Origin of the sequence: Paenibacillus taichungensis, from assembly GCF_047302525.1 — a bacterium.
In the GTDB taxonomy this organism is placed as follows: Bacteria; Bacillota; Bacilli; order Paenibacillales; family Paenibacillaceae; genus Paenibacillus; species Paenibacillus taichungensis_B.
In genome coordinates, this window is the sequence record NZ_CP168020.1 from 2,945,684 (window position 1) to 2,968,663 (window position 22,980).

Here is a 22,980-nt window from a genome sequence, read left to right on the forward strand (position 1 = left end):
GAGTGGAAGATAGGTTAATAGGATAGTAATTATTAGAGGTCAGCACCTGCATGAGTCTTTCCAAGAGAAAGATCATGCGGTGCTGTTTTATGAGACTGTAATTCCATCATAGGGAACGGGATTTTCATCATATTTTGCAATGAGAGGGGTACGTAAAATGCATTCAATTACAGAACTCCCAGAAGCAATGAGACGTTTGACGGAAATAGTGCGGGAAAAGCAATCGGAGCGTACAGCAGACATGTTAGAGCAATGCTTGGCTAACACCTGGAACACCACCTTAAAGCGCATGGAGGACGGTTCAACTTTTGTTATTACGGGCGATATACCCGCCATGTGGCTGCGCGATTCTGCAGCACAAGTAAGACCTTTCCTGGTCCTATCAGAGGACCCTGAGATCGGGGACATGATTCAAGGCGTGGTACGACGTCAATTTGATTATATTTTGCAAGATCCTTATGCGAATGCTTTCAATGAATTGGCCGACGGTAAAGGACATCAGAATGATGCCACCGACATGAGCCTGTGGATTTGGGAGCGTAAATACGAGATCGACTCGCTATGTTATCCGATCCAGCTCAGTTATCTGTTGTGGAAGAATTCCGGCAGGATTGATCATTTGGATGAAACATTCCGCGCAGGTGTAAGGCAAATTATCGAGTTGTGGAAGAGAGAGCAGCGACATGAGACGGACTCCGCTTATACTTTTGAGCGCAGCAATTGCCCGCCATCAGATACCCTTATTCGAGACGGCAGAGGGTCGGAAACGGGATATACCGGTATGACCTGGTCCGGTTTCAGACCGAGTGATGATGCCTGTACGTACGGTTATCTGGTACCTTCAAATATGTTCGCAGTGGTTGTACTCCGATATGTCACAGAAATTGCTAAGGAGATTTTAATGGATGAGGAGCTTGCAGAAGCGGCAGAGAACCTTGCCACACAGATTAATGCGGGTATTCACCAGTATGGTGTGGTAGAGGATGATCAATGCGGTTCCATTTATGCATACGAAGTGGATGGGCTTGGCTCGACCAATCTGATGGACGACGCCAATGTTCCCAGCTTGCTATCCATTCCTTACCTGGGTTATTCAAATGCAGATGATCCGGTCTATGTGAATACACGGCAATTTATCCTGAGTGAGCGCAATCCGTACTTCTACCGGGGGGCGGCGGCATCTGGCATTGGTAGTCCTCATACACCGGATCGATACATCTGGCATATTGCGCTGGCGATGCAAGGCATGACCGCAAAGGATACTGCAGAACAGCAGCGTCTTCTTGAGTTGCTGCTTGCAACAGACGGTGGAACCGGATTTATGCATGAGGGATTTCATGTGGATCGACCGGAGGAATTTACTCGCCCTTGGTTTTCCTGGGCTAATATGATGTTTTGTGAACTGGTGCTGTTATGTTCCGGTGTCACTGTTAAACGGTAAATCAGCGGTGTGGTTTCATCCGAAAAAAGCATCGTACCCGGTATATCAGGGGTACGATGCTTTTATGCGTCTGCAGATTCATTATAAGTAAGGTTATTACTTGCTAACAGGTAAGTGGTAACTTTCTCGGATTAAGGAGAAATAGTCATCAGCACGAACGACCTTGAATTCTGTTCCGAGTTCTTCAGTGATCGCCAGTGCATCGGATGGGGTCGTACTCCATGCAAGCAATCCAAGAGAAACGAACAACGGGGACTTGCCATCCCAATTCGCTTTCGCTTCATTCAGCACCTGTAATCCGTCCTGCACCGTACTTATTCCACGAATTGTGGATACGGGCAGGCTATCGTCAACGATTTCCACACCATAGTTGTCTTCATAGCTGATGAATAAGCCGGGTGCATTATAATCCTGCGCGTAAGCCTTGGCTTTAAATGGCGTGAGAGGTACATTCTCACTGTCTACACGGTTCAAAACATAAGGAATGGTCATGCCGGTCTTTTTCATATATTTTTCGGTTTGCTGCAAAAATTGCCGGAAGCTTGAGTCGGGCCATGCCCCCGGATAGAAGTATCCTGCACCGGACGGTCCTGCGATCAGCAGATCATTCGGAGTTGCTGTGTTCACATAATAATTCAATATTGCTGGTGCGCCTTCGTAGAGAAGCGGGCTTGAAGTCCAGTTAATCGGAACCTTACCCCTAGCCGGATCATCCCACATCACACGCATGCGATGCTGGTTATACTGAAAATTATCGCCTTCCGTAAAGGTATACGTTACATAGATTTTGTTCTCCAACGCAGGTCGCGGAGATTTTTTCACCGGGGTGAGTTTCGGCTTTGTTCCCGAGAAAACAGTCAGGTTGCTGAACCAATCGGCAGCGAGAACATAGACACCATATCGAGATGCGATCTCAACGGAGCTGAACTCACCTTCGACATCATTGCTAAACCAGCCAAGGTAAGGAGTTCCTGGTTTTACGTCAGACATGATCTTCTCGAAGAGTGCTTTTTGCTCAGGCACATTGGAATCCAACCAGAATACCATCGCTTTATTAGCGACTGCATAATCCCTTAAATATGCATAGGGCTCCCGTTGCTCAGCGGAGAGAGGGCGGATATTACCCGCGGATACTTTATACTGATTCCACATGTCCACTTCAGCCGTCAGGTTCTGAGTACCTGCAGGAGGACTGAATTCATAAACAAAATAATTGCCATTATCGGCGAAACGGTGGCCGCCTTCTCCTTCAGCAACCTTGGAATTCTGTCTGTCATAGAGGAATTGTTCTTCTTCCGGTGTTCCTGCAATGAAGTTAGCGATCTCTTTTCCATCCGCCTTGACCGTAATCTCATGTACAGCCGGTCCCCAGCCATCTTGAGTAAAGGCGTCATCAAATCGGAGATATACCGAAGATTTTCCCAAGAGTGAAGAAAGGTCCAGGGAATACGTATTACGGTTGCTTGCATCCCGAATCTGTTGTTTTTCCTCCGCAATCGTAACAAAGGATTCAGGCATGCCTGATGGGATGCGAATCGCTGTATCCGGATCAAGTCCAATTAACATCTGGTGGTTCGTTTTCTTCCACAGATTCTCATATTGCCAGGTATAGGCATCTATCCCACTATTGAATTTACCCCGCAGGTCATCCATAATCTTCAATTTGTAAGGGGCTTTGGACAATTTGACTGCTAACTCGGGACTGGCAACCACAGCATTCTTCAGTCCTGCGAGCGTGGTTGCTACGTTGATCGTATCAGGTACTTTGGGATCATATACAATCATGCCTTTGACTTCGCTGCGATAAGCAGAGAACACTTCCCAATAATCCTGATGAAGCGTGTAAGGCACCTTAATGTCCTTAAGCCAGGTCAGTTTTCCTTCTTCCTGGGACTCAATCAGATAAATTCGGGGTTGTTCTCTGTTAACGATTCCCTGTAATGTTCCCAGCAACAATTTGATGTCACCTGGCGCATCATAGATGTCGGCTGCATCCAAATGTTTTGGCGTTTTGAAACTTGGCAGTTCACGGTGTTTGGACCCATCAGGTTTAGCTGTCTGTACATCCGTTTCCGAAGCTGAAGCAGCGCCGGCGGTTAATGAAAAAGCACATATGAAAGCTAAACAGAGCATCCTGAATCTACGAGCCATGGCGAATTCACTCCTTGTTATAGTCAGAAATTAGAGTATGTGCCTTCGTAATACCCACCCTCCTTTTGTGGCCAAAAGCCAATCCACACATCTCTATCCAACACATATTAAATATATTCATATATAATTTTACAAGGGGTTCGACAAAACTTCCCATTATTCCTGGAAATCAGGCATATTAAATGCGATGATATCAAGGAGATGTTCTTTGCAACTGCAGATAAGCTCAGCTTGTTTATTGCACTTGCAGGTGAAAGGATATATTATATATCTCAAATATTATGAATGAATTGGTGATGTGATCAAAATGAGTACAAATGATCGAATTCCACTGTATCAACAAATCCAGGACTATATCAGACATGTCATAACTCAAGAAAATATGAAACCCGGTGATCGCATACCGACTGAGAAGGAACTGATGGATCAGTTTCAGGTTAGTAAAATTACGGTTGCCAATGCCTTGACCGGATTAGCAAATGAAAAGTTAATTGCGCGTGTGCCGGGGAAAGGCAGTTTTGTAGCTGAAGAAGCGGATAGTGCTTCTGTGACCTCAACGCAAGCGACCACAATGAGAGGTAGAGAGGGGACACTGTCTACAGGAATGATTGGCATCATTGTGCCCTCCATCCATGATTATTTTGCCATACGGCTGGTTGAGGGAATTGAGCAAACCTTGCGTGAGGAAGGATATCGCAGCATGATCATGTTTACGCATGGCAAGGTGGATAAAGAGAAGGATGTCATCAAGGAAATGAAGGCGCTTGGGGCAGAAGGTCTGTTAATCTTTCCTGTTGATGAAGAGAACTACAACGAGGAGATCCTCGGCATGAAGCTCTCGGGTTTTCCTTTTGTACTGATGGATCGTTATTTGCCAGGGGTCGAGACACATTATATTGCGGCAGATGGCAGACGGGGCACAAGGCTAGCTGTGGAGCATCTATGGGAGCTCGGACACCGGGATATCGCTATTTGCTCCGATTCTCCCCTTCAGACAGTTACGGTTCAGGAGCGGATCGAAGGTTATATTGAGGCTTTAAAGGGCAAAGGCGCGTTAATCAATCCTGCTCATATGATTACGGATTTCCAACCATTAAGTGAACTTAAGGAAGCGGAGGCCCACCCCTTGTATCGATATATCCAAAATCGAATGGTCACAGCCTATGTTTCGCTTAACGGCAGGTTGGGTGTGCAAATCTATCAAATGGCCAAGCAAGCAGGGCTTCGAGTGCCTGAAGATGTATCGATTGTAAGCTTCGATGATCCCACCTCAATCGTGGAGGAATTCAGTATATTTACCCATGTTAAGCAATTTGAGCGGGATATGGGGTATCGGGCTGCTGCTAAATTACTTGAAGTATTACGTGGTCATGGGGAAGCGAAAAGTTATAGCAAAATGCTGATTGAACCCGAGCTGGTCGTACGTCAAACCACCGGAACGGTTCCTCAAGCTTAATTTTCACAAGAAAAGAAAACCTTTTCCGTAGAGAAGCGGAGAAGGTTTTTTTATGTTTGCATAAAAAAACATATTGAATATATTCATATCATATATTATAGTCTAGAAAATGATGGATAGTCATACATTTCAACCCAAATAAAATACGAGCTTGGGGAGGTTAAGAAGATGGCAAGAGATCGAAAGGAAGAGCGTACCGGATTTCAAGAATCTGCTGCTTACCATCCCGATTATGATCTGCAGACTGACTTTGTGATGGTTTACGGGATTGATGAGTCGATGCAGGAACGCATTCTGAAGTGGAAAGAAAAAGGATATGTGGTCCATTTGATGACAGGAGTTGCTTGGGGGACCTACAACAGCTATCTGGATGGAGCAAAAAATTCCATCGCATATTGGTTTCCTCCAACGCAGACGTAATGTTGAAATCTTTGTTAATGGAGTACGGATGAAAGCACTCTGGCCATCACTGTGGCAAGATATTCATTACGCTGGTGTGGACATTACAAATCACCTGGTGAAGGGCGAGAATGAACTCGAAGTTCTCACGGTTTCATTGCTGAAGCCTATGCCAGCCATTTCCTTTCCTGCTTATCTGATTGGTTCATTTGCTATAGAAGATCAGACAACATTAACCGTGGAATCCGAACAAGTAACTGGGGTTTGGAATGTCACGTCTTATATGGTGCGAGGTAATAATGTAATCGACATTCATGTGGCTAATACACTGGAGAATCTATACGGAAAGTCATCACTACCTTCGGGCATGAATGGGTCGGTAAAACTTGTAACTAAAATTTAAAATAATGTACGATTCAGGTTTAGGGTTTGGAATCGTCGGGGAAGAATATGAACACAATAAAGTCGCCATATTGGCGGCTTTTTTTGCATTGAACAAAAAAGACTGAGCTTAGCTAAGCTGGAAATAATTATATTTGAACCATGTTATTCATCAAATGATTCAGACCTCACACGTTATGAAAGCGATTTAAATTTATGTTGACGAAAACCATTTTCATAATTATTATGTAAATGAAAATAGTTTTAGAGAGGTGGATATCACTGTGAAGCAATATTTTGAGAAGGCTCAGAAGTTTGGTAAATCGTTTATGCTTCCTATTGCTGTTTTACCAGCGGCGGGTCTATTACTGGGGATTGGAGGGGCCTTGTCCAACGCCAATACGATTAACTCGTATCCATTTTTGCAAATCACATGGTTACAGCAAGTGTTTACGGTTATGAGCAGTGCAGGAAGTATTGTATTTGATAATCTGGCTTTGATCTTTGCCATTGGTGTAGCCGTCGGACTTGCCAGGGCGGACAAAGGTACAGCAGGTTTGGCAGCAGGACTGGCTTATCTGGTCATGAATGCATCGATCAATGCGATGTTGGTCAATTCGGGGAAACTTGCCGCAGATCATTTGGCTAGTGCCGGTCAAGGTGTGGTACTCGGAATTCAAACCCTGCAAACCGGTGTACTCGGAGGCATCGTCGTCGGATTGGTTACCGCATGGCTCCATAATCGGTACAACAAAATAGAACTTCCTCAATTCTTAGGATTCTTTGGAGGTTCACGTTTCATTCCTATCGTTTCATCTTTTGCGGCCATCTTTATTGGTATTGCTTTGTTCCTGATCTGGCCAACCGTCCAGCTCGGCATAGCACAGCTTGGCAGTTTGGTCGATAGAACAGGCTATATCGGAACACTGTTTTACGGATTTGTTTTACGGATGCTGGGTCCACTTGGCTTGCACCACATCTTTTATCTGCCTTTCTGGCAGACGGGAGTTGGAGGAACAATGGAGGTTGCGGGAAAAGTTTACGAAGGAACACAGAATATTTTCTTTGCTCAACTGGGAGACCCTGCAACCGAGAAGTTCTTCTCGGGAACATCCCGATTTATGTCAGGACGTTTTATCACAATGATGTTTGGTTTGCTCGGTGCGGCCCTCGCTATTTATCATACGGCCAAGCCTGAACGTAAGAAAATAGTTGGCGGATTGATGTTGTCTGCGGCACTCACTTCGTTCCTAACAGGAATTACGGAGCCTCTGGAATTCTCATTCCTGTTTGTTGCTCCAATCCTGTATGTCATTCACGCCGTATTTGATGGTTTGGCATTTATGCTTTCACATATTTTTGAGATTACAATCGGTCAGACTTTTTCAGGTGGATTAATCGACTTTATCTTATTCGGGGTACTTCAGGGTAATGCCAAAACGAACTGGATTATTGTTCCCATCATCGGTGTGGTCTGGTTCTTCCTTTATTACTTCACCTTCCGAATCTTGATCGTGAAGCTCAATTTAAAAACTTCGGGACGTGAGGAAGAGGTAACATCGGAGCCAGACGCCAAAACGCCAAGTCAGCACTCCAATACACCCGTATCAACGAAAGGTGAAGAACGTTCCATCGCTATCCTGAATGGACTTGGCGGTGCAGACAATATTAACGAATTGGATTGCTGTGCAACGCGGCTTCGCGTATCCGTGAAGGATATCGAGAAGGTTCAAAAGGATGCACTTACAGCTACTGGAGCCAAAGGGGTAGTACTTGTCGGTAACGGAGTGCAGGTTATTTATGGCCCTCAGGTTACCGTGATCAAAAATGAAATCGAAGAAATTATGGAAACGGAGTAATTGCGATGAATTTAGATAAATTAGGTTTACAAGGCGGTCTCGTTGTATCATGTCAGGCTTTGGAGTACGAGCCACTTCATAGTTCGCTGATTATGGGACGCATGGCAATCGCAGCAAAAGAGGGGGGAGCGATCGGTATTCGGGCGAATACTGCGGCAGATGTGAAAGAGATCAAGGAACAGGTTGATCTTCCCGTCATAGGTATTGTGAAAAGAAACTACGGAACCAATCCCGTATTTATTACACCAACGATCTTGGAAGTGGATGAGCTTGCCGAGGTCCATGCAGAGATTGTTGCGGTTGATGCCACTTTGCGTGCACGGCCGGATGGTAAATCATTGGATGAATTCGTACATGAAATTCGCACCAAACATCCTCAACTTCTATTAATGGGGGATATTTCAACCAAAGAGGAAGCCGTCAATGCAGAACGACTTGGTTTTGACCTGATCTCCTCCACATTGGTCGGCTATACAGAGGAGACAGCAGGGCTTAAGCTGTATGATAATCAATTTGCAGCCTTGAAAGAAATTCTAACTAGCGTACAAACGCCTGTAGTTGCGGAAGGGAATATCATGACACCGGAGATGGCAGCAACGTGTCTGGAAGCTGGAGTCTATTGTGTTGTTGTTGGTGGAGCCATTACGCGTCCTCAACAAATAACGGAACGTTTTGTCTCTGAAATTGCAAAATTGAAAAAGCCTTCTCCTTCTGTCCAATAAAAAGAAGAAATCAACAAAACAGCCAACGGAATAAGTTGGCTGTTTTGTTATTCAGCAGAATATAGAGCTTTTAATGTTTGCTGCCGCGCATTAAGTAAATGTTCATCCTCAAGTAATAGAAGAGAAATCACATCCAGGATGTAAATGATAGCCAACTGGCTATTGATGAAGTTCACATCTCCGGTTCGCCCGATATCCGGTGTGAAAATGCACAAATCCGAGACTTCAGACAGGGGTGTGTGATCAAAATTAGTAATTCCAACAACTTTGCTTCCTCTTTTTTTGGCCGCGTTTAAGGCATCACTGACTTCTAATGTTCGTCCTGAATTGGATAAACCAATGACCAGATCATCTTCCCCCAAAAGAGAAGCACTCATAATCATCATGTGTGAATCGGTCACCGCATCAATGACGATATCCATCCGCATTAGTCTGTATTTGAACTCCAAAGCAGATAAACCTGAACTTCCCAAACCATAGACATAGATTCTGCGAGCTTTTTTTATGTACTGGACCACTTGTTCGATTCTGTCGGTATCCAGCATTTCCGCGGTTGCGTTGATGATATCATTGTGGATCTGCTGTGTTCTTATAAAGAAATCCGTTTGATTGCGGGGTTGATCCACTTCACGGTTAAGTCGAATTTTAAAATCTACAAAGGTAGAACAACCTACTTTTTTACAAAATCGAGTAATGGTTGACATGGAAGCATTGGTGTAAGCAGCCAAATCCCTAATATTAATATTATTAATGGATGTTTTATTGCGCATCACATAATCAGCTATTTCCTTTTCTTTCACTGAAAAACGTTGATATTCAAGCTGCAGCATGTCGATGACACTGGATGACATTATGATTCCCCTTTCCCAGAACATGTTAACTTTTGTATAGTCTATCCTCATTAGTCTACTTCCTAAAAGCCAATTCATCAAACCTTTAAAAATAGTCTGTTTATTTTATCCAAATAGGAGCAAAAACCATATTAATTATTATGTTAACTAAAAACCTTATCCATATTATAAGTCAAATAAATGTAAGAGTTTACATAAGTTTTACTTCCCGCTAACCGGATGCTGATCTTCTCTTGTTATGCTAGGCCTGTTTGGATTTACATAAGCCAACCAATCATACATACAAAGGAGAGAATTATGATCAGTCACCTCTACAAAAAGATGTTATCCATCCTGTTATCGATTGCTTTGGTATTCGGATGGCTTGCGGGATTTGGGGGAGTTAATTCAGCCCAAGCCGCATCATTGTCGGAGCCTGAGATGCTGTTAGAGCGTAATGCCAATTGGCATTATTTCGATCAGGGTCAGGATCTACAATCGGAATGGCGTGCTTCATACGATGATTCGTCCTGGAATTCGGGACAGGCTCCATTTGGTTACAAAGACAACGGTAATGGCGTAAGCACTTCCTATTTTGGATCACTCAAAACGGAAGTCAACTACGGTCAGGACAAAAAAAATAAACCTCGCACAACCTATTTCCGGACAAACCTAACCGTTAACAAAGATCAAATTGACGATTACGGGCAAATTCTCGGCACATTCGGTATTGATGACGGTGCAGTGATCTATGTGAATGGTGTGGAAGTCATTCGCTTTGGCATGCCGGATGGAGAGATTGGGTACTCCACCCAAGCAACCTCAAATAAGGACTTGCCGGTAATGTATGAGAATATCGACCTGACTGAGCCAATGAAAGCCAATTTGCATGAAGGCTCAAACGAAATTGCGGTTGAAGTACATCAACAGAGCGACAGCAGCTCTGACCTGTATTTTGACATGGAGCTTAAAGCCTTGGCTAATGCGCCATCGCTGGATATCAGCAAAGTAACGGTTACCTTCTATGGAGATGCAACAAGTAGCAAAGGCTTCACTTGGTATACTCCTCTTGCATCTGCACAGAGCACTGTTCAAGTGGTGCCGAACCAAGGAGGAGTTGCCGACTTCAGTCAGGCCCAAAGTTTCAATGGGCGTGCAACCGTAGCTTCCAACTCCCCGGGAGAAATGGTGCATAAGGCGGAAGCGACAGGCCTTTCCCCTGACACTTCTTATTCTTTCCGTGTTGGTGATCAGGATCTGGGCATATGGAGTGAGGTTGGAACGTTCAAAACGGCTCCGGTTGACGGAGCATTTACCTTTATTGACTTGACGGATACACAAGCGAAGGAAGAGGATGAGGCGATCCTGTCTGGATCAACTCTGTCCAAAGCACTCGCAACTGTTCCAAATGCTGAATTTGTCGTCCATAACGGTGACGTTGTAGAGAATGGCACTTCAGAACAAGAATGGAATTGGCTGCTTGGTCATTCGCAAGCCAGTCTCATGAACACGACCATTGCACCATCTGCTGGCAATCATGAGAATAAAAATTATGCATTCTACGATCATTTTAATGTGAAGCAGCCAGACGGCGCTGCAACGGAAACAGGCGCATATTATTCTTATAATTACAGTAAAGCCCATTTTATCGTATTGAACTCCAACGAGAATTCAACGGAGTACGCCAACTTCTCGAATGAGCAAGTCGCATGGATGAAGCAGGATGTAGCGGAAGCAAAAGCTGCAGGAGCCAAGTGGATTATCGTTAATATCCATAAAGGTCCATACACGACATCCAATCACGCCACCGATAGCGACATTATTGGTACAAACGGTGAACGAAAAAAAATCGCCCCGCTCATGAACGAACTGGGGATTGATCTGGTCCTTCAGGGACATGACCATATCTATGCACGGACGAAGCCGATCAAGAGCGATGGTACCGCTGAAGATGTGTCCAAAATAACGGAGACCTTCAATGGACAGAGTATCGAGTACTCGGTCAAACCGGATGGAACCATTTATATGATTCCCGCTACCGCCGGGGCCAAAGTATACTTCAAAAACGTAAAACCAGAACTTGGTGAAGCGTACTTCAGCTTGTTCGAGCGTGCGGAAGAAAACCACGCACGGCAATATGGCGACACCACGAGCGCAGCCAGAGGTCAGGTCCAAAACTTCGTTTCATTGACTATTGACGGAGACAAGCTGTCCGCCGTAACGTATGAGATTGACCAAAATAATAATGCAGAGCCATTTATCGTGGATACTTTCGGAATCATCAAGGAATCGGATACAGTTCCTGTTCCAGAACAGGTAAACAAGGTAACGGTAACGTTCCATGGAGATCCTACCAAGAGCAAGGGGTTCACGTGGTACACTTCCGATCAAGTAACGAATAGCGACCTTCAGGTTGTGGAGAAAACATCTGCAGCACCTGATTTCACGCAAGCCAAATCGGTTCAAGGGCGCTCTGCACAGCCTTCGAATGCTCCTACAGAACTGATGCACAAAGCAGAAGTGACAGATCTGAAAGCCAATACGACCTATTATTTCCGTGTAGGGGATGCTTCCCAGCAAGTATGGAGCGAGACAGGTACCTTCCGTACAGCACCGGAAAAAGGCAAATTCACTTTTATTGATCTGGCGGATACACAAGCGAAGGAAGAGGATGAGGCAATTCTGTCCTCTGAGACATTGGCCAAAGCATTGGCTACAGTACCGGATGCACAATTTGTCGTTCATAACGGGGATATCGTCGATAATGGTGTGAAAGAGGAACAGTGGAACTGGCTGCTTGGGCATTCGCAGGAAAGCCTCTTAAATACAACCATCGTTCCATCCGCAGGGAACCACGAGGACGAAAATTATGCGTTTATCGATCATTTCAACATCCAGTCACCGGTAAATTCCGCTACGGAGACGGGAGCTTACTATTCTTATGATTACAGCAATGCGCATTTTGTTGTGTTGAACTCCAATGAGGATTCGGACGAGTATGACAATTTCTCATTAGAGCAAGTCGAGTGGCTGAAGAAAGATGTTCAGGCTGCCAAGAAGAATGGATCCCAGTGGATAATCGTCAACATTCACAAGGGACCGTACACGACGTCAAATCACGCAACGGATTCCGACATCATGGGAGCAAACGGTGTGCGTACCAAAATTGCACCGATCATGGCGGAGCTTGGCATTGATTTTGTGCTCCAGGGACATGACCACATCTATGCCCGCACAAAACCGATCGATCAGAAGGGGAAAGCGCGTCAGCCAGAAATGATCACGGAGATGCAAAATGGACAGAAAATCGAGTACTCTGTGAATCCGGATGGCACGATCTATCTTATTCCGGCAACAGCTGGTCCAAAAGTGTATTACAAAAATCCGAGCACAAGTCTCGGTGATGCTTATTACAATCTTTTTGAACTGGCAGAGGAGAATCATGCAGCCAAATATGGCCCTGATCCGAATGACAACCGTCGTCCAATGCGCAGTCAGGTACAGAATTTTGTGGGCATTACGATTGACGGCAGCAAACTAACAGCTATAACGTATGAAATTGACCAAAATCAAAATGGAGCAGCCCCGTTCATTGTTGATCGGTTCGGTATCGTGAAGAAGACAGAACCATCGAATCCGGGACCAGGAACGTCCAATCCGGGAACATCGAATCCCGGCTCGGGTTCAGGTTCAGGTAATGGGTCTGGCAGCGGTAATGGCTCCTCAGGAAGCGGTGGCGATACAACAACCGGTAACGGTTCGAACAGCGGTAGTGGTAGCGGAACTGATTCCGGCAACAAACCGGATACTGGATCAGGCAATAACGGAAACGGAGGCACTGCGCCAGCGTTGAAAGATACAGCCGGACACTGGGCAAAATCTGCAATTGATAAAGCCCTGGCGGCTGGATTCGTCAATGGCTATGGCGATCAGACCTTCCGTCCGAATCAGAAAGTCACGCGTGCCGAGTTCATTACGATGCTGGGTCGTGCCTTGAATCTGAATACCGTAAGCGAGAGTATTCACTATACGGATGATAACAAGATTCCTTCATGGGCGAAGCAGTATATTACAGCAGCTGCATCCGCTGGCATTGTCAATGGTTACGAGAATGGCTCGTTCGGCCCTAGCAAGACGCTGAGCCGTGCGGAGATGGTAACTATGATTGCACGCGCTGGCGGAATTCAAACGGATTCCAATGCGAAACTGGATTTCAAAGATGCAAAGGATATCCCAGCATGGGCAGTATCCTATGTAGCTTCTGCCGTGGAAGCAGGTCTGGTGGGCGGTGTAGGTGGTAATCGATTTGCTCCGATGCAGACAGCTACCCGTGCTGAAGCAGTTACACTTATTGTTGGGCTTCTTGAACAATCGAAATAACGCTAAACCTAATTTCCAAGAAACCAATGCGGAACGTTCCCGCATTGGTTTCTTGTTTTATTCTAGAGACCGGGAAATATTAGAGACATTGCAAAAGAATCAGAGTCCCTGTACAGTGGATGAATCATTAAGCAAAGACTCCAAGAAGGAGGGTCTCTATGAAGTCCCATACCTCTGAGCGTATTAAATTCCCGGCAGGGTTTTGGACAGGCTTACATCAATTAGGGATTGCCGCCCACGATGTAGCTCGCAAAGCACAACTGCCGCTCACGATTATAACTGAACCAGCCGTCACGACTGCTCAATATTTCGCGATCTGGCAGGCATATTCCGATCTCGTCGGTGACACGGCCGAAGCAATCATCAAACTTGCAACCGTCTTTGAAACGGGGAAATACCCGCCGAGTGTCTTAGCAACCTACCATGCGCGCGACTACCGTGATGCATTACACCGAATGGCTCGCTACAAACAGCTTTGTCCCCCTGAAAGCTTGCGTATTACTGAGGAGGGCGATGATTGTTCAATTGAACTGGAATGGTCTAAAGAACAACCAGGTCCGTCATTGCTGGTTGGAGTCACACTCGCATTTCTCCTCGAACTTGGGCGCCGGGGAACAGGTCAACCTTTGACTGCGCGGCTTGTCGAATTTTCGCATACCATGGGTGATGTTCGAACCCTTGAGACTTATTTTGGCTGCCCAATTCGGATTGGTGCAACATGTAACCGGCTTACCTTACATCGTAAAGATTTGGACCGTCCGTTTCTTTCATACAACGAAGAGTTACTGGAGATCCTTACTCCCGCCCTGGACCGATCGCTGGATGAACAGCAGGGCAGTCGTTCTATTACAGAAATGGTCAAATGGATTATGAAACGCAGTCTCACAGGAGGTCGCCCTGACATTCAGGTCGTTGCCAAGGAATTGGGTATGAGCGATCGGACCTTGCAGCGCCGGCTTACAGAAGAGAATACAAGTTTCAAGCATCTATTGACGCAAGCCAGACATGAGCAGGCACGAGCCTACTTGGCAGACCCTACACTGGACATTAAAGAAGTAGCTTTCTTAATTGGATATGAAGACCAGAACTCGTTCTACCGTGCCTTTCGTTCATGGGAAGGGGATACGCCAACGAATTGGCGTACGGAGTATTTAGGTGCGAATTCACTAACCGAAGGATCGTCAGAATCAACAACTCTTCATTAACTGAATGCTTTGTATCATTTGGCGTGTTATGCAAGAACTTTGGCGTAACACGCTAGTTACTGGGCAATGTAGACAAGGTAATATAAATCCTATCCGGAGCACAAGACTGTTTATAACATGATAACGAATCAGCTTGCCGCTACAAGAAAATAAAAGGAGTAGTGTGATATGGATATGGGTTTATACGGTAAAACAGCTTTGGTTACAGGATCGACGAAGGGGATAGGGAAAGCCATTGCCATTGAACTTGCCAAAGAAGGGGTTAATGTGCTCATCAATGGACGAAATGATACAGAGGTTGAGCGCACGGTTCATGAAATAAAGTCCGATTTTCCCGCTACCTCACCTGAAAAAGCTACAGCTGATCTGGTGGATATAGGTCAAAGAGAAGCCTTATTTGAAAAATACCCCCAAATTGATATCTTAGTGAACAATATGGGGATTTATGAAATTATGCGATATGAGGATATCAGCGATGAGGTATGGGAGAAATACTTCCGTACGAATGTGCTCGCTGCAAATGCATTGTCCAAATTTTATATGCCTAAAATGTTGAAAAATGAGTATGGCCGCATTATCTTTATTGCGAGTGAAGAAGCCATCATGCCTTCAGGACAAATGCCTCAGTATTGTATGACCAAATCCATGTTATTATCGTTGTCCAAAAGTTTATCGAAATTAACGATAGGAACAGAAGTAACCGTCAATACAATCATGCCAGGACCAACCCTCTCTGAAAATGTGCAACAAATCATTGAGAGCATCTACCCTGATGAATCAATGACTTTTTTAGAAAAAGAGAAGGATTTTATGCAGAAAAACCTGCCTCAATCCGAAATCCAACGATTTATCAAGCCTGTTGAGATAGGCAGATTGGCCACATTTGTATGCAGTCCGTATGCATCGGCATTCAAAGGTGCTCCAATCCGTATGGATGGGGGAATGGTGCCAACCATCTTCTAAACTTACTATACAACTGAACGTAAAGAACCTTGAGCTAAGCCCAAGGTTCATTTTTCGTTTTTATATATCCATAAGCAGCATCTGTGAGTAAATGGGCTCAAACTGTTCGGAATGACTTACAATGAATGATGTTCTCTAACCGTATATATGCAGTTTCTTCCTCCTGCCATAATATACTCTCCACGTTCAATATGAACTTGATCTCCAAGAACCGTTTTGAATAAATGCAATTCATTCTTACATAACCCGGTACATACGGCCGCAGCTTCACAGATTGGACAATGCTTCTCTATAAACAACAGGCTACCATCGCCTTGATCCTTAACCTCGGCCATATATCCTTCATTTGTCCGAATTTCAGCCAGTTTCTCCAGCCTTTCCTTCACGCCGGATGCATCACCAATGTACTGTAGATATTGCTCTTGCATGTTCTTATTCCGCACACTCAGTAGCTTGTCCAGCCCTTCATTCCCGAAAGCTTCTTTCATGGAATTGATCAGACTGACGGATAACTCCGAATATCCACTAGGAAAAAAACGATCAGCAGCGGGGGTTAATCTCCATAGCTTGGTTGGTCGACCCATGGGACGAGCCTCTTCTTCGAAAGTAACCAATCCTTCTTCTTTAAGCGCATTTAAGTGCTGCCTGATAGCCATTCCAGATAACGCAAATTGGGAGGAGAGTGCCACCACATCCATTCCACCTTGATGCTTAAGCAGGTTAATGATTGCTTTTCGGGTACTGGTTGAGGCATCCTTTTTCGTTTGATCCCGGCTCATGGTGAACCTCCTTTTTAAGCAACTGAATCTTCATTATTTCATACATTTTAAACAAAAACATTGACAAAGTCAAAGGCGAACTGTAGTTTAAACTTTGTAAAGTAAAATGTTTACTAAGTATCCGGATACGGTGTATACATAAAATTCTCTTGGAGGTCACATATCATGTCGTCCCATTCTCAAAGTATTTTCAGTCCGCGTTATTTTGCATTATCTATAGGAATTATATTGTCAGTGATGGCTGTTGGATTTGAAGGTTTGTCGGTAACGACAATTGCTCCTTCCATTGCTGGAGACCTGAAGGGTCTTAACCTGTTTGGCTGGATATTCAGTACATATCTGCTTGCACAGATTATCGGAACCTTGGTTGTTGGTCGGATTATTGATAGAAGGGGACCAGCAGTACCATTTACTCTCGCACTTCTATTGTTTATTGTCGGGCTGGTCGCAGCCGCAACTGCAGGAGATATGTATACCATGATCGCGTCACGGGCCATGCAGGGTTTGGGTGCCGGAGCTATGATGACTTGCGTGTACACGGCCATTTCCTTAAGTTATCCTGACGAATTACGCGCCAAAATACTGGGAGCATTCGGTACGGCCTACGTTCTTCCGTCCATGCTTGGTCCATACGTTGCAGGCCTTATTGCAGATCAGTGGTCATGGCGCTTTGTGTTCTGGGGGATTCTACCGATCCTGTTGATTTCAGCACTTCTTAGCTTACCTGCTTTTACGAAGTTAAAATCACAGCCTGCACAAGGGGAGAATGGATCTGCCGCTACTTGGATGGCACTGCTATTAACGATAGGTACGGGGACTTTATTAGTGGGACTTGGCAAGCTTCCGTCAATTATTGGATTTGTTATTGTCCTTATCGGGGGAGTACTGATGGTATACCCACTGCGCAAACTGCTGCCGGAGGGGACCCTTGCTTTGCGAAGAGGTATGCCCGCTATACTCGCTACGCGTGGACTGTTCTTCGCTGCTTATACCAGTACACAAAATTTCTTGGTATTAGCTTTAATTGAGGTGAAAGGCATTACACCTTCTCAGGCTGGTTTAATTGTAGCAAGCGCTGCACTGAGCTGGTGTGTCATTGCTTATTTGCAAGGGCGTTGGGACTCAGCAGATCAGGGTCGTGGACGTCATACACGAATTATTATTGGTGTACTCCTGCTTGCCATCGGAATTACCATCGTATTTTGGGTTCCTGTTGTGACCGTTACCGTAGCGGTTATAGGCCAAATCATAGCTGGAATAGGAATTGGATTGGCACATCCGATTAGCGGTGTTGTTGCGTTTTCCCAAACAGGAGAGGAAGGCGTTGGCAAAACCTCGGCAAATCTGCAATTTGCAGATTCATTTACACCGGGCGTAGTCATCGGGATCGGTAGTTCCATCCTGGTGGTGTGTCAAGCTGGCGGGATGTCATTGCAATCAGGATTAATCGTAACGATGGGCTTTCATCTGTTGTTGATTGTCTTGAGCTTGATTGCCAGTACTCGAATTGCACCAGTAACAGACCAAATAAGAACGGGACTGCAATCGTTAGGCTTGAAAAACAAATAAACGGGGGTAAGCAAAGGAAGGTGTGTTCATGCGATGTTGACTTCGGATACCGAGAAACTTTTCACAGCCTATCGTATTATCGGAACGAAATGGACGATCCATATCCTATGTACTCTTTCGCAAGGTCCTAAGAAATTCAGCGAAATTTACGAAAATGTGCCTTCCATCTCAGAAGCGATCCTCTCCAAACGATTAAAAGATCTTCAGAATGATCAGTTGGTGAAGAGAAAAGCCCTAACACATCCCATACAGATCATGTATGAACTTACACCCAAAGGGGCCGCTCTAGCTGCTTTCATACCCTGTTTGATGGAATGGTTTACTACAAACATGAATTAGCGCAAAGGAATATCCTGCGATTGCCATCATTTTATCCGGAGGTTTTCTGAATGAACCATGTGTTAATCCTATCAGATACGCATCACATTGTTAAAAGTTTGAGTTTGTTGATTCAAACCGAGCCGTCGTTACATGTACTGGACGCTACTCGTGATGTGATCGGTAACATGGATCAACTTCCGGATAATTCTGTGATCATCGTAGATATGAATGTGGACAATATCGAGCTGCTTATAGAACAATTTCCCGAGAAATATCGAGTGATATTGTATAGCGGGTCGCTGGAACTTATGGATATTCCTATCCATCTGCAATCAACAGGTTGTCGTTATTTTAATGCATATACGAGTCCTGAAGAAATCATTAAGATTTTAATGGGCTGTGTTTGAAAAACAACAGGTTAGCCAAAAAATACGTTCCAAGGAGGTATAACAATGATTCAGGTCAGTGAAGCAGCAGCAGAAAAAATCGTTGAAATCCTGGTAAGTGCGGATACCCAGAGTTCTTTCCTTCGGGTCGGGGTGGATGAGGGGGGATGCAGTGGTCTATCCTATACCCTTATCGTAGATGAACAGCAGGCAGAAGGGGATATCTTATTAGATAAAGGTGTATTTCGTATATTGGTTCACACCAATACGGTTCCATATATTGAAGGACTTGAGATTGATTACGAAGAAAGTGGAATGTTAGGGGGATTTACCATGAATAACCCTAATGCAAAAGTTTCATGTGGATGCGGGGCCAGCTTCCGAATGGCGAATTACCGTGGTGAGGTCAAAAAATGTGATTAATTGTCAGGATGACGGAATATTTTCAACCAATATCTCATATTAAACATACAATGAAGGAGCTTTCTATTCGCCGATCGTGCAATCATGTCTTTTCAACTCAGGGAGAGAATGTCATGAATATTTTTGAAAATCACATACCTTTGGAAAAATTGAAATGGAATGAGCCATTAAAAGACCACACGTATATAAAACTGGGTGGTAAAGCAGACATACTTATCCATCCTACAACGAAAGAAGAAATTGTTAACGCGGTTAACATTGCAAAAACATATCAAATACCTCTGACGGTCATTGGAAAAGGATCAAATGTCATTATCAAAGATCAAGGTGTACGCGGAATAACGCTCTCTTTAAGCCAATTCGATCAGATTAACGTCTATGGTGACAAGATTGTCGCGCAGAGCGGTTCCAACATTATTGATGTGTCACGTACTGCTTTGCATAACAGCTTAACAGGTCTGGAGTTTGCATGTGGAATACCCGGAAGTACAGGTGGCGCTTTATATATGAATGCGGGAGCTTATGGTGGTCAGATGGATGAGGTCGTTGAGCGAGCGCTAGTAGTTACTAAAAATGGAGAATTGCTTAACATGGTCCGAGATGACATGCAGCTTGGTTATCGAAACAGTATCTTCCGAACGGATCAATACATCATACTTGAAGTCGAATTTAAGCTTAAACCAGGGAACAAGGATGTCATCTCCAGTACCATGCAGGATTTAACGTTAAAACGTGAATCCAAACAACCACTTGAATTTCCCTCTTGCGGAAGTGTATTCAAACGTCCAGAGGGACATTATGTTGGAAAGCTCATTCAAGAATGCAACTTACAAGGCACTCGCATTGGGGGAGCGGAAATTTCCAAGAAGCATGCTGGTTTTATCATTAATGCAGATGACGCCACTGCCGAGGATTACTTGGAATTAATCAAATTAATTAAAAAAACAGTACGTGATCAATTTAATATTGAATTGGAGACGGAAGTCATTATTTTGGGAGAGTAGGCTGCTATGAACAGTGAGCTAAGTGTTGTCGTCTATATTCTGGTTCTCCTTAGTTCACATGAAAATGAGAAGCTAACCAGTACTCAGATCTCTGAACGGATTCGGGTGAACCCGGCGAGGATACGCCGAGTCCTTAGCTCGATCAAAAAAGTGGGATACGTTAAGGCAAAAGAAGGTATTGACGGTGGTTATGTTTTGTCCAAAGACCCGTATGAGATAACCTTGAAAGATGTGTACACCCTGGTGTCTTCCAAACCGCTTCAGATCCCCAAACCATCCATTATGAAAAAAGGGAATTTAACAGCAGAGGTAGATATTCAGCTCGCAAGCATTTTCATAGAAAGTGAACAACAGTTAATGCAGCAGTTAGAAAAAATCACCCTAGGCAGTATGCTTCATGTGATGAAGGAATGTGCGTTGGAAACCGTGGAATAGTTTGATGATGAAGAAGAAATCATTGGAGGTTAATGTTGTGAAATTAATCGGATTGTCCGGGTCACTGATTGGATCAAAGACACCAGTAGGTGTGGATGCTGTACTCCAATTCGTAAAAAATAATCATCCAGAAATTGAAGTTGAACTCATAGATTTAAGAGATTATAAAAGGATCGAATTTTGCGATGGTCGCAAATTGGAGGATTACAATGAAGACACCCAGTTGGTGGTCCAAAAATTGATTGATGCTGACTTTTACGTGATCGGCACACCAATATATCAATCCTCTCTGACAGGTGTACTGAAAAATGTATTCGACCTTCTGCCTGTGCAGAGCATTTACAATAAAGTGATGGGTTTTATAGCAACCGGTGGCACCTATCAGCATTATTTGGTAGTGGAAAATCAATTAAAACCGATTGCCGGCTTTTTCCGCTCTTATGTCGCCCCAAGCTATGTATATCTAAATAGTGATCATTTTGATGCTGAGAATAACATTAAAGATACTGAAGCCTTAAGTCGGCTAGAAAAATTAGCTGAGGAACTGGTCTTCATGCAGACTCAATTAAAAGCTTCATCCCGCTGAACAAGGAGTCGCCAATTTGGCGGCTTTTTTGTTTTGAAATCAATTTGAATCGTTTAACAAGAGTGTAACTATTAAGCAATTCAATGCGTTATATTCATAAAGATTATAGGTATGATAGCTCTCTAGAAATACACATCTATTAAGGTAACTAATGTAGAAACCATTACAATGGAGGGTATTATGCTCAAAACGAAAAAGAAACAACAGTTTACGAATTTGAAAGGTCAACTATTCCGATGTATCGTCGCAAGCTTTACAGCTGTGGGGCTTCTTGCTCTGGGGGGGAACGCCGTAATTCTGTCTCAGGCACATGCAGACGCACCTGATGTTTCGGTACGCAACTGGTATTCCTATATGGGGATATCGGTACCCGAACTTAAGCCTTCCTGGACTGCACAGGTGGACAATTATTTGAATATGAACGAACCTTATATTGGTCATCAGGCAGTAGCAGAAGAGGGTAAGGTATTCACTTTCGCCGATAGCAAACTGATCTCATTGGATGCAAAGACAGGCAAACGGCTATGGTCTTACGGAAAAGGATTAACACCCTATGTTGTTTATCATAATAACGTCATTTACGGTCTCACTGGGGATCATAAGCCTTATGCTTTGAACGCGAAGACAGGAAAAGCGATATGGCAATCAGGCTCATCCACCTGGATCGATACACGGTATCGTACAGAAATGTTAGTTCCAACAGGTGATACCCTTTATATTATCCAAGGAAGTACAACATTTGCATTTGATATGAAGACGGGCAAGATGAAGTGGAGGGCTGACGAGCCGCTTGGTGAAGGGAACGGTACCGACTACCTGGAGGAATCTAATGGCGTCGTGCTTCGAACCTTTTATGTACAGGGGGCACTTACGTCCATCCAACTAAATGCATATGACAAGAAGACAGGCAAAAAGTTGTGGGACCATTTCGGTCAAGGAGAAGCACTTCAAATTAAAGACGGTCTAGTGTATTCGGTTGATTATCATTCTTCCAAACTGACAGAATATCAATCAAAACCGGAACGTAAAGTGAGTGTGAATGCCTATAACCTCAACACTGGCGTACAAAAGGGGAGCCTTGAATACAACTGGAAAATGAACGGTGATCCACCATATGACTATGGGTATGGGAGTGTATTTGCAAGCAATGGAAAGTTATACATTGAACAAGGAGAACGGGTAGCGGAATACAACTTTGACAAATATACAGCTAATGCGGATCCGCTTCGGACTTATCAGCGCCCTTTTTATAAAGAAAATGGGCAGTCGCTTGGTATCGTGCAAGAAAGGCTGATATACAAAAATGAAACAACGGGAGAACTAGCGGGTATCAAGCTGGTGAATGGACAGGAAATCAAGTGGTATGGCGATGCACCTGTTGCTCAGATTAGCGTGTACGGCAAAGGAATGTACCGGACGCAGCGTAACGGAACAATGTTCGGGATTAATATGTTGACTGCTACACCCGTCTTTCGGGTAACCACCGGGGCCGATTTACACGAAGCGACGCTGAAGACAGACGGTATGATCATAATACAGGCGGAGGGTAAACTCCTCGGTGTAAAGCTGCCCGCATCGCTGAGATAAGCAAAGACTAAGTTGTGTTTCCATAAAAGAAAAGAACAGAGGTAGCTGGTCAGTGCGATCGGCTACCTTTGTTTATTTTTCATCTTCAAAAGTTAGCAGAATT

At 44.3% G+C, this 22,980-nt stretch carries 20 protein-coding genes; 17 read left to right on the top strand and 3 right to left on the bottom strand.

What is annotated here, in order from left to right; translation table 11 throughout:
* The first annotated feature begins 157 nt into the window (after positions 1-157).
* Positions 158-1,441 carry a glycoside hydrolase family 125 protein gene (locus tag ACDJ58_RS13405; protein ID WP_413378649.1) on the top strand — a complete coding sequence of 428 codons (1,284 nt, stop codon included), beginning with the start codon at positions 158-160 and terminating at the stop codon, positions 1,439-1,441.
* A 96-nt stretch (positions 1,442-1,537) separates the two neighbouring features.
* On the opposite strand, the gene ACDJ58_RS13410 is transcribed toward ACDJ58_RS13405, so the two are convergent.
* On the bottom strand, positions 1,538-3,592 hold the full coding sequence (locus ACDJ58_RS13410; RefSeq protein WP_413378651.1) for a GxGYxYP domain-containing protein: 2,055 nt from the start codon (positions 3,590-3,592) through the stop codon (positions 1,538-1,540).
* 307 nt (positions 3,593-3,899) lie between these two features.
* Here ACDJ58_RS13410 and ACDJ58_RS13415 point away from each other — a divergent pair, with 307 nt between their 5' ends.
* From ACDJ58_RS13415 to ACDJ58_RS13435, 5 genes are all read left to right on the top strand, one after another.
* The gene (locus ACDJ58_RS13415) at positions 3,900-5,048 is read left to right on the top strand and encodes a GntR family transcriptional regulator (protein ID WP_413378653.1); all 1,149 of its coding nucleotides are present in this window, start codon (positions 3,900-3,902) and stop codon (positions 5,046-5,048) included.
* A 168-nt stretch (positions 5,049-5,216) separates the two neighbouring features.
* A complete protein-coding gene (locus tag ACDJ58_RS13420; protein ID WP_413378655.1) occupies positions 5,217-5,468 on the top strand; it encodes a hypothetical protein in 252 nt (83 codons plus the stop codon).
* Between the two features lie 28 nt (positions 5,469-5,496).
* The gene (locus ACDJ58_RS13425; protein WP_413378657.1) at positions 5,497-5,850 is read left to right on the top strand and encodes a hypothetical protein; all 354 of its coding nucleotides are present in this window, start codon (positions 5,497-5,499) and stop codon (positions 5,848-5,850) included.
* Positions 5,851-6,157: 307 nt separating this feature from the next.
* Positions 6,158-7,687, top strand: a complete 1,530-nt coding sequence (locus tag ACDJ58_RS13430) for a maltose/glucose-specific PTS transporter subunit IIC (protein ID WP_413379661.1) — start codon at positions 6,158-6,160, stop codon at positions 7,685-7,687.
* Positions 7,688-7,692: 5 nt separating this feature from the next.
* Positions 7,693-8,409, top strand: coding sequence for an N-acetylmannosamine-6-phosphate 2-epimerase (locus ACDJ58_RS13435; protein WP_413378659.1), 717 nt, complete (start codon positions 7,693-7,695; stop codon positions 8,407-8,409).
* A gap of 47 nt (positions 8,410-8,456) precedes the next feature.
* On the opposite strand, the gene ACDJ58_RS13440 is transcribed toward ACDJ58_RS13435, so the two are convergent.
* On the bottom strand, positions 8,457-9,260 hold the full coding sequence (locus tag ACDJ58_RS13440) for a MurR/RpiR family transcriptional regulator (protein WP_413378661.1): 804 nt from the start codon (positions 9,258-9,260) through the stop codon (positions 8,457-8,459).
* A 297-nt stretch (positions 9,261-9,557) separates the two neighbouring features.
* Between ACDJ58_RS13440 and ACDJ58_RS13445 the strand changes: the two genes are divergently transcribed.
* From ACDJ58_RS13445 to ACDJ58_RS13455, 3 genes are all read left to right on the top strand, one after another.
* Positions 9,558-13,619 carry an S-layer homology domain-containing protein gene (locus ACDJ58_RS13445; RefSeq protein ID WP_413378663.1) on the top strand — a complete coding sequence of 1,354 codons (4,062 nt, stop codon included), beginning with the start codon at positions 9,558-9,560 and terminating at the stop codon, positions 13,617-13,619.
* Between the two features lie 158 nt (positions 13,620-13,777).
* On the top strand, positions 13,778-14,824 hold the full coding sequence (locus tag ACDJ58_RS13450; protein ID WP_413378666.1) for a helix-turn-helix domain-containing protein: 1,047 nt from the start codon (positions 13,778-13,780) through the stop codon (positions 14,822-14,824).
* A gap of 168 nt (positions 14,825-14,992) precedes the next feature.
* A complete protein-coding gene (locus ACDJ58_RS13455) occupies positions 14,993-15,787 on the top strand; it encodes an SDR family NAD(P)-dependent oxidoreductase (protein ID WP_413378668.1) in 795 nt (264 codons plus the stop codon).
* Between the two features lie 116 nt (positions 15,788-15,903).
* Here ACDJ58_RS13455 and ACDJ58_RS13460 read toward each other — a convergent pair whose 3' ends face one another.
* A complete protein-coding gene (locus ACDJ58_RS13460) occupies positions 15,904-16,566 on the bottom strand; it encodes a helix-turn-helix transcriptional regulator (RefSeq protein ID WP_413378670.1) in 663 nt (220 codons plus the stop codon).
* 165 nt (positions 16,567-16,731) lie between these two features.
* On the opposite strand from ACDJ58_RS13460, the gene ACDJ58_RS13465 reads away from it, so the two are divergent.
* From ACDJ58_RS13465 to ACDJ58_RS13500, 8 genes are all read left to right on the top strand, one after another.
* Positions 16,732-18,135, top strand: a complete 1,404-nt coding sequence (locus ACDJ58_RS13465) for an MFS transporter (protein WP_413378672.1) — start codon at positions 16,732-16,734, stop codon at positions 18,133-18,135.
* Positions 18,136-18,168: 33 nt separating this feature from the next.
* On the top strand, positions 18,169-18,474 hold the full coding sequence (locus ACDJ58_RS13470; protein ID WP_072732816.1) for a winged helix-turn-helix transcriptional regulator: 306 nt from the start codon (positions 18,169-18,171) through the stop codon (positions 18,472-18,474).
* A 50-nt stretch (positions 18,475-18,524) separates the two neighbouring features.
* Positions 18,525-18,863, top strand: a complete 339-nt coding sequence (locus ACDJ58_RS13475) for a hypothetical protein (protein WP_413378675.1) — start codon at positions 18,525-18,527, stop codon at positions 18,861-18,863.
* 45 nt (positions 18,864-18,908) lie between these two features.
* Positions 18,909-19,265, top strand: coding sequence for a HesB/IscA family protein (locus ACDJ58_RS13480; protein ID WP_413378677.1), 357 nt, complete (start codon positions 18,909-18,911; stop codon positions 19,263-19,265).
* Between the two features lie 113 nt (positions 19,266-19,378).
* Entirely contained in the window at positions 19,379-20,269 is an 891-nt protein-coding gene (gene murB, locus ACDJ58_RS13485) for a UDP-N-acetylmuramate dehydrogenase (RefSeq protein WP_413378679.1), read from the top strand.
* A gap of 6 nt (positions 20,270-20,275) precedes the next feature.
* Positions 20,276-20,704, top strand: coding sequence for an Rrf2 family transcriptional regulator (locus tag ACDJ58_RS13490; protein WP_413378681.1), 429 nt, complete (start codon positions 20,276-20,278; stop codon positions 20,702-20,704).
* A 37-nt stretch (positions 20,705-20,741) separates the two neighbouring features.
* Entirely contained in the window at positions 20,742-21,290 is a 549-nt protein-coding gene (locus tag ACDJ58_RS13495; RefSeq protein WP_413378683.1) for an NADPH-dependent FMN reductase, read from the top strand.
* A 180-nt stretch (positions 21,291-21,470) separates the two neighbouring features.
* Positions 21,471-22,877: a PQQ-binding-like beta-propeller repeat protein gene (locus ACDJ58_RS13500; RefSeq protein ID WP_413378685.1), complete on the top strand. Its 1,407-nt coding sequence runs from the start codon at positions 21,471-21,473 to the stop codon at positions 22,875-22,877.
* The last annotated feature ends 103 nt before the right edge of the window (positions 22,878-22,980 follow it).